This window comes from Streptomyces sp. NPDC002835, from assembly GCF_053591995.1.
The window spans coordinates 1-3,206 of sequence record NZ_JBSFUW010000110.1 but is presented as its reverse complement, the minus strand read 5'-3'; the positions used below and the strand labels follow the sequence as shown (position 1 = coordinate 3,206).

The window sequence follows — 3,206 nt, the reverse complement described above, 5'->3', positions numbered from 1 at the left end:
GGGACTCGTGGACAGGCCGAGGACATGCGCACCCAGGTGGCGGAAGTACTCGCCCCGATGGGACTGCGTCTGTCGGTGGAAAAAACGGCGATCACCCATATCGACGAGGGGCTGGACTTCCTCGGGTGGCGCCTCCAGCGTCATCGCAAACGCGGGACCCAGAAGCACTACGTCTACCTCTACCCCTCCAAGAAGGCCCTCCAGGCCGTCAAGGAGAAGGTCAAGACGCTGTGCCGACAGGACACGAACCTGCCACTGGCAGTCGTGCTGCACCAGCTCAACCCGGTGCTGCGGGGCTGGACGGCGTACTTCCGGCACGGCGTGTCGTCCGCGACCTTCCAGTACCTGTCTGCCTTCACATGGCGGCAGGTATTCGGGTGGCTGCGGCGCAAACACCGCCGGTCCAACTGGAAGAGTCTGCGCCGTCGTTACTGCGCGGGCCGATGGTGGCCCGTCGACGACGAGGTGGTCTTGTTCAGGTGCGCGAAGGTGCGGACCAACCGCTATCTGTATCGCGGAAACAAGATCCCCTCGCCCTGGCCCAGCGGGACCACGATGGCAGCGGCCGTCTGAGAGGGCTTGTGGAGAGCCGGATGCCTGGAGATCGGGCACGTCCGGTTCGGGAGGCGGGCCGGGGAAACCCACCGACGGCAACGTCGGCCGGGCGCCCCGGTCCGACCTCACACGCTGCCGAGGAGGCTGGTCACTCCACCCCCGACGGGCTGCAGCACCTGCTCTCCCGCGCCTGCTGGAACCCCGACGACATCCGCGATGACCTGCAGACCTACATCGCCGAACACCTCGGCCGCCCCGACGGAGTACTGATCATCGACGACACCGGATTCTTGAAGAAGGGCACCACCTCCGCCGGAGTCCAGCGGCAGTACTCCGGCACCGCCGGGGCCCGTATTTCAATAACTGTCAGCGAGGGGTTTCCGCAGGGGTTGTTCGGGCGTGTAGCTGTTCCAATGTGCGGGCGGGCGATCCTGGTATCGGCGTGACGAGGATCCGGTGCAGGTCCAGGAGCCGTTTTGCGTCCTGGTACTGGATGGACAGGTTGGTGCGGTTGACGCCCAGTAGTTGGGCCAGGAACGTCATGGTCACCGCTCTGCGGCGGCGCAGGATGGCTGCAAGGAGCCGGTGGGTGTGGTCCACGCTGCTGGTCTGTGGGTGGCGGTAGCTGCGCGGGCGGTGGAAGCGTCGCTGGAATGCTGCCTCGGCCAAGGCGTCCCAGAAAGGCTCCGAGACCATCACCAAATACGCGAAGGCGGTTCGTGACATGCCGGTCAGGGCCGGATCGGTGAGCATCGCGGTCAGCGTCGGGTCGGTCCGGTGTGTCGTGGCCGGCGCGTCTGGCGCTCGCGGTGGAACGGGAGACAGTGAGCGACTGGGCGGTGTCGTGGTCGGTGCCGACGTTGACCCATCCGCTGTTGTTGGCAATGTCGTAGATCCCGTAGGGGATCGCCATGGGCTGCTCGTTGGTGGTGAACGTGTGGCAGTGCACCTTGATCGCGTTCTTGCCCGGCCGCCAGGTGCGACCGGGCCGGTCCCGGTTGCCGAGCCATTCCTTGGCCTTGGTGTCGACGCTGATCACCGGCTGGGCGTCGTCGAAGAACGCGGCGGCGGTGGCATTCAGGTGGGTGAACTGGGCATCGCGGTCCGGATGGCTGATGCCCTCTGTTGTCTTCGCGGTTCCCTGCAGGCTGTAGCCCAGGGTGTGCAGCAGGTGTCCGACGGTTGAAGCGCTGACCGGGTGGCCCTGTGCGGTGAGGGTCGAGGCCAGGGCCCGTAACGACAGCGTGGTCCACCGCAACGGGGAGACGGGGTCGCCTCGGGTGTGCGGCTCGATCAGCGACTCCAGCGCGGGCAGCAGACCAGGGTCGGTGTCTGTCAGCCGCTTGCGGCCGGCACCAGCACTGCAACCGGCTAACTCGGCCACACCTCGCGCGATGGTTGCAGTGCTGGTGCCGGAGGCGGCGGCGACGGCGACCCGGACGATCCCGCCACGGCCGAGGGCCGTCGCCTCACTGGCCAGGTACAACCGACGGCGGCGCTCATCGAAGTGCGGCAGGATCTGATCGAACTTGGTCCGCAGAGCACGAGCGGCAACGCGGCCTGACAGACACGGGGGCATATCTCAGACTCCCACCAACACCCCTCTACCGAGCACTTATTGAAATACGGGCCCCCGGGCGCATCGAGAACTGCCAGATCGGCGTCTTCGCCGCCTACGCCAGCACGGCCGGCCGCGCCCTGGTGGACCGCGAGCTCTACCTGCCCAAGTCCTGGACCGACGACCCGGACCGCTGCCGCGCGGCCAAGGTCCCCGACGAGCGGGAGTTCGCCACCAAGAACACCCTGGCGGCGACGATCGTCCGCAGGGCGCTGTCTTCGCCGCTGCCGATCGCCTGGGTGACGGCGGACGCCGCCTACGGACAGGACAACCGCTTCCGCCGGATGCTGGAAACATCCGGCGTCGGCTACGTCCTGGCCGTCCCCAAGTCCCAGTTCTCCCTGGCCGGCCCACGCATCGACATGGTCTTCGACCAGGCCCCCGCCCAGGCGTGGGAACGGCGTTCCTGCGGGGCGGGCGCCAAGGGGCAGCGTGAGTACGACTGGGCGGCCGTCCAGTTGCGCCCGGTGGCCGAATACGACCACCAGAATGGTGTGTTGATCCGTCGGCGGTGGGCGCCGGCCCGGCGCAGCGTGAGCCGGCCGGACGAGATGGCCTACTACCTCGGCTACGCACCGCTGGATGTCGGGGCGGACGAACTGGTGCGCGTCGCCGGCGCCCGGTGGGCGATCGAGGAGTGCTTCCAGGCCGCGAAGAACGAATGCGGCCTGGACGAGTACGAGGTCCGCCGCTACGTCGGCTGGTATCGGCACATCACTCTCGCCATGCTCGCCCACGCCTTCCTCTCCGTGATGAGCGCGCAAGCAGCCGAAAAGGGGGATCCACTGGTGAGGATGCCGAGGTCATCGCGCTCACTGTGGCAGAAGTGCGGCAACTCCTGGCAGCTCACGCACCCCGAGACCCCCGCGCACGCATCCACGCGCTGAGTTGGTCGCGCTGGCGCCGCCGACGCCAAGCGGTGGCCCGCCGCTGCCACTATCGCCGCCGTGGGCACTCCTTCGAGGGGCCCGCGGGCAGAAGCCGTCCATGACAGCGCCCTGCCGCTACGCTCCCACCGCTCCACGTTCCCCCA

Annotated in this window: 1 protein-coding gene and 3 pseudogenes; 3 read left to right on the top strand and 1 reads right to left on the bottom strand. The window is 67.9% G+C overall.

All coding sequences use genetic code 11. From position 1 onward, the window contains the following. Positions 1 to 573, top strand: a 573-nt coding sequence (locus ACWD01_RS37325) for a group II intron maturase-specific domain-containing protein (protein WP_451168422.1), incomplete at its 5' end; no start/stop codon positions are given. A 116-nt stretch (positions 574 to 689) separates the two neighbouring features. Next, positions 690 to 902, top strand: a pseudogene (locus ACWD01_RS37320) (transposase); the annotation flags it as partial. Here ACWD01_RS37320 and ACWD01_RS37315 read toward each other — a convergent pair. Then, positions 902 to 2,134: pseudogene (locus tag ACWD01_RS37315) on the bottom strand (ISAzo13 family transposase); the annotation flags it as partial. The pseudogenes ACWD01_RS37320 and ACWD01_RS37315 overlap by 1 nt on opposite strands. A 56-nt stretch (positions 2,135 to 2,190) precedes the next feature. On the opposite strand from ACWD01_RS37315, the pseudogene ACWD01_RS37310 reads away from it, so the two are divergent. Next, a pseudogene (locus tag ACWD01_RS37310) lies at positions 2,191 to 3,060 on the top strand (IS701 family transposase); the annotation flags it as partial. Positions 3,061 to 3,206 lie beyond the last annotated feature (146 nt).